General features: G+C 72.5%; 5 protein-coding genes. 1 reads left to right on the forward strand and 4 read right to left on the reverse strand.

Annotated elements, in window-relative coordinates:
- A partial coding sequence (locus ON39_RS11215; protein ID WP_051186511.1) for a hypothetical protein occupies positions 1 to 590 on the forward strand: 590 nt, incomplete at its 5' end.
- A 3-nt stretch (positions 591 to 593) separates the two neighbouring features.
- On the opposite strand, the gene ON39_RS11220 is transcribed toward ON39_RS11215, so the two are convergent.
- The 4 genes from ON39_RS11220 to ON39_RS11235 form a co-directional block, all read right to left on the reverse strand.
- The gene (locus ON39_RS11220; protein WP_373283681.1) at positions 594 to 1,766 is read right to left on the reverse strand and encodes a glycosyltransferase family 2 protein; all 1,173 of its coding nucleotides are present in this window, start codon (positions 1,764 to 1,766) and stop codon (positions 594 to 596) included.
- Positions 1,739 to 2,485: an LppM family (lipo)protein gene (locus ON39_RS11225; RefSeq protein WP_040733456.1), complete on the reverse strand. Its 747-nt coding sequence runs from the start codon at positions 2,483 to 2,485 to the stop codon at positions 1,739 to 1,741. Before ON39_RS11225 ends, ON39_RS11220 begins: the two co-directional genes overlap by 28 nt.
- Positions 2,486 to 2,581: 96 nt before the next feature.
- Positions 2,582 to 3,391, reverse strand: a complete 810-nt coding sequence (locus tag ON39_RS11230) for a carotenoid biosynthesis protein (protein ID WP_040733453.1) — start codon at positions 3,389 to 3,391, stop codon at positions 2,582 to 2,584.
- Between the two features lie 127 nt (positions 3,392 to 3,518).
- A partial coding sequence (locus ON39_RS11235; RefSeq protein WP_040733458.1) for a phytoene desaturase family protein occupies positions 3,519 to 4,244 on the reverse strand: 726 nt, incomplete at its 5' end.

Below are 4,244 nucleotides of genomic sequence, written 5' to 3' on the forward strand. Positions count from 1 at the left end.
TCCCCGGCCGGGCGGGCGCCGGCACCCCGGGCGACATGCTCGCCATCTACAACACGGCGATCGAGGGCCTGCGCGCCTTCGGCATGCAGCCGTTCCTGTATCCGACCGCGGCCGCGTACTGCCTCGGCGGCACCACCCTCGGCCTGGCCCCCGCCGTGGCAGGCGCGGTGCCGGGCCCGTGGCCCAAGACCCCGCTCGCCATCCCCGGACTCGACCTGTCCGCGGTGAAGTCCGGCCAGACCATGTTCACCTTCGTCCCGTACGGCCTCGGGCAGGACGGGCCGGACACCGCGGGCATGCAGGTCGCGTGGGTGAACCTGACCAACGGCCGGGGCGGCGTCACGGCGATGGGCCCGCTGTCCACCGTCGCCCGCGCCATGATCCCCGCCGAGGTGCCCGCGGCTCTTCGACCAGTGGCCGAACGAGCCGTCCAGAACTTCTTTTTCGCGGCCCTCCCGATGGGCGGCGTTCGCGCGGTGCCTGTGGACACCGGGCAGGGCACGGTGCTCGCCGCGGTCTTCGGCACCGTCGAGAACGGCGGCAACTCCTGCTTCTTCCTGCCGACGGTGGGGATCGCCGAGGTGCCGTAGCGTTTACCCGCCAACGGTGTTGAGCGAGCGGCCTTTCCAGCGCAGCGCCCCTTGTCGCCGACCGCGCCGGGAGCGTCCCCACAGCAGCAGGTAAGCCGCCACGGACAGCGGGTGGGCCAGCGCCGCCGCGACATCGGCCGGAGCCACGGCGCCGCCCGACTCGGTGGACCGCGCCAGCAGCCGCCCGGCGACCGCGGCCGTGTAGCCGAGGACGCCGACGCGGCGGACCGTGCCGCGCCCGCACAGCGCGGCCAGGGGAGGGAGCCAATAGGCCACGGCGGCAAGCGTTCCCACCGCCACGCCGCCCGCGCGGGTGCCGCCGTACGCGGACCACAGCCAGCGGGTGTAGCCCGCGTCGAGTTCGGCGGCGCCGGTGTACATCCGGGTGCTCGCCATGCGTCCCGCCGCGACGAGGGCGGTGGAATACCCGGCGCGGCGCAGTGTTCGGGCGAGGTCGAGATCCTCGGTGACGCTGGCGGCCACCGCGGCGTGTCCGCCGGCGGCACGGTAGGCGGCGGTGTCGAACACCAGGAACTGGCCGCACGCCACCGAAGTCGAGGGCCGCAGGCTCCGGTTGGCGAGCGAGACGGGCAGCGTGGCGGCCCACGACCAGCACAGCAGCGGCTGCACCAGCGCCTCGGCCACCGTCCCGGCCCGCTGCCTGGGCCACGGGGACACCAAACCGACTCGCCGCCCGCGCAGTTCGGTGACGGCCGCCGCGATGGCGTCCGGCGTCAGCCGCACATCGGCGTCGACGAACACCAGCACCGGCGTCGCCACGGCCTCGGCCGCCCGCGCGCAGGCCGCGGCCTTGCCGGTCCAGCCGGGCGGTGGCTCGGCGTCATTGCGAAGCACGGTGATTCGCGGGTCCCCGGCGGCCGCGGCGGTGGCCATCGGGAAGGTGTCGTCGCTCGACGCGTCATCGAGAATCACGATGGTCAACCGCGAAAGACCGCGCTGCGCGCGAAGATCCGCGATCAGGCCGGGCAGTCGCGCCGCCTCGTCCCGGGCCGGGACACACACCGTGACCGGCTCGGCCACCTTGTCCGCGCCGCTCAGCTGCCGCACGGTGACGCGATTGAAAAGCGCGATCGCGGTGCCCGCCAACGAGATTCCGGTGCCGAGGCGGGTCGCCCAGCCGATGCGGCTCAGCGGTTCTGCTTGACCGATTTCCACCAGCGGCTCCAGGACAGGCCGGTGGGTGCGCCCGGGGCGGGCGGGTTGCGGTCCATGTACGCCAGAGCGGCGATGACGGCGGCGACCGCGAGGGTGATGCCGCCGACGATGCCCGCCCAGCCCGCGAACGAGCGGGTGTTCGGGTCGGCGTAGCTGACCTCGGCGCGCACCGTGGACACGTCGCCGGCCGGCAGCTTCCAGGACACGATGTTGTCGCCCTCGCGGTTGCCGTTGGTCTTGGCGACGCGGGCCGGGAACGCGACGGTGAACTGCACGTCGGAGCCGTGCGGCGGCACCGATTTCAGATCGACCCGCCCGTTCAGGCTGACCAGGTCACCGGCTCGCTGGAACTGCAGTTGGAACATGCCCTGGGTCTGCTCCGAGAGCTGACCGAGCTGGCTGATCTCACCGAAGGACATGTCTTCGAAGAACACCTGGCTGCCCACGTACCCGTCCTGGCTGTAGGACTCGACCCGGACCTTCGCGGCCAGCGAGTCGGGCGCCTTCAGCTGCGGGCCCTTGTCATTGGGCTCGGTGGGCACGACCGCGGCGACGATCCGCCCGGACACCCGGTCGTTGGACGAGACGCCCATCGACACCTGCACCCGCAGGCAGCCCGCGAGCACGGGCACCAGCAAGGCCGCGAGCAGGACGGCCGCGGCGACGCGCGCTCCAAGGCGGGGCGTCCGCGGCGACGGTAGGACCGGGGCATCGGGCATCGTGGTGACGGGCTTCGGCTGCACGCAGACATCGTGCCAGGCGACTCGTTCAACTGCCCACGCGACGGGCGGAACGCGCGAAACGAGCTGTCCGAGCTAGCCGATCGGCACGGGTTGCCGACGGCAAAACCAGAGGTGACGCAGCAGCGGGACGCCGAGGACGGCCATCCCCACACCGCCGTAACCGGCCGAGACCGGTAGGCCGAGGAACACCGCGTGCGCGAGCACCGAGCCGAGCCAGGTCCAGAGAAACACCGCCACCGGCACGGCGTTCGAGCCGAAGACCGGGGAGACGGTGTCGAGCCCTGCCCGCGAATCCGGAGTGCTCAGCCCGGCCGACACTGTGCGGCTCGTGCGCTCCAGACCGGTCAGCAGCGCACCCATGAGCAGCGCCACCGCCAGCCAGCCGAGGTAGTTGGTGTACGGAATCGACGCGAGACCCGGCAGCCCGGAGTCGGTGTCGCACCAGCGCCACTGCCCGTCGGCGACCATCTGCGGGTCGAGAAACAGATCCCAGCCGACCGCGCCCACCGCCATGAGGCCGATCCGGGCGAGCGTGCCGCGGGTGAGCAGGCCCGCCACCACCCACACCGGATACAGTCCGCCGGTCCAAGCCAGCGGAACCACCAGGGGCACACCGGCGAGCGCGGGCCCGAGCCGATCCACGGCGTACTCGTAACAGCCGAACGGCACGCCCGTCGCGGTGCCGACGATCTCCGCGACGAGCCCGAGCCCGGACACGATCGCCAGCAGCCCGGTCGCGTAACGTATTCCACGCGCGGCGGCGGCGTGCGCCAATGCCGTACCCGCCGAGAGCAATACGACCGCGACCGTGACCCGGTCGCGACCCGCCCCGGACGTCAACGGATAGGCGATCTGGACGAGCACCAGCGCCACCGCGGACACGCCCGGCGCGAAACGCTCTGCTGTCGCAAGTGCGCCAACCCGCCTCACCGCCGCACGCCTCTCGACACGGAATGGCATGCGATTACGTGTGCGGGAACTCGAAGGGCGTACGGCGGCATGCGTTCCGTCATCGTCTGCGCAGCAGGGGGAACCGCGTGCGGCGCAGGTCGCGCAGGGCCAGGCGGGCGGCGCTGCGTCCGCTGGCGCCGGACACCCCGCCACCGGGATGCGTCGACGCCCCGGTGAGGTACAGCCCCGGCGCGCCGGGCACGCGCTGCCCGGACAGCTCCGGCAGCGGCCGCCACAGCATCATCTGATCCAGCGACATGTCCACGTGCATCACATTGCCGCCGAGCAAGCCCATCTCCCGCTCGAGATCGACCGGCGTCTGCACATGGGTGCGCAGCACCGAGTCGGCGAAACCGGGTGCGTAGGAGTCGACTTCGGCGATGATGCGCTCGCCTTCGCGCGCCCGGTGCTCGGCCCAGTCGCCGCCGTCGGCCAGGCGATACGGATGCCACTGCGCCCACAGCGAGAGCTGATGCTGCCCGGGCGGGGCGATGCTCGGGTCGATCGCGCTGAAACTCATCGCGAGCACGACGGGCCGCGGCGGCAGATCCCCGGCCGAGGCGGCCCCGTGCGCGAGCCGCAGCTGCCGCCGGTCGGATACGAGAAACTGGAGGCCGCAGGCGCTTTCGGCGGGGGAGCTGCCCGGATAGTTCGGCAACGAGTCGGTGGCCGCCCGCACCACCATGCCGATGCCGGGCCCGATCCGTATGCGCCGCCGCCAGTCGTCGAGCACGGCTGCGTCGAAACCGCCCGCGCGCAACAATTCCAGGGTCGTCAGCACGTG

Source organism: Nocardia tenerifensis NBRC 101015, assembly GCF_000308715.1.
GTDB lineage: Bacteria > Actinomycetota > Actinomycetes > Mycobacteriales > Mycobacteriaceae > Nocardia > Nocardia tenerifensis.

What these genes read in the sequence shown, in the direction of transcription:
- ON39_RS11225 (WP_040733456.1), bottom strand. Translation starts at nt 2,485, where the DNA reads ATGCCCGATGCCCCGGTCCTACCGTCGCCGCGGACGCCCCGCCTTGGA.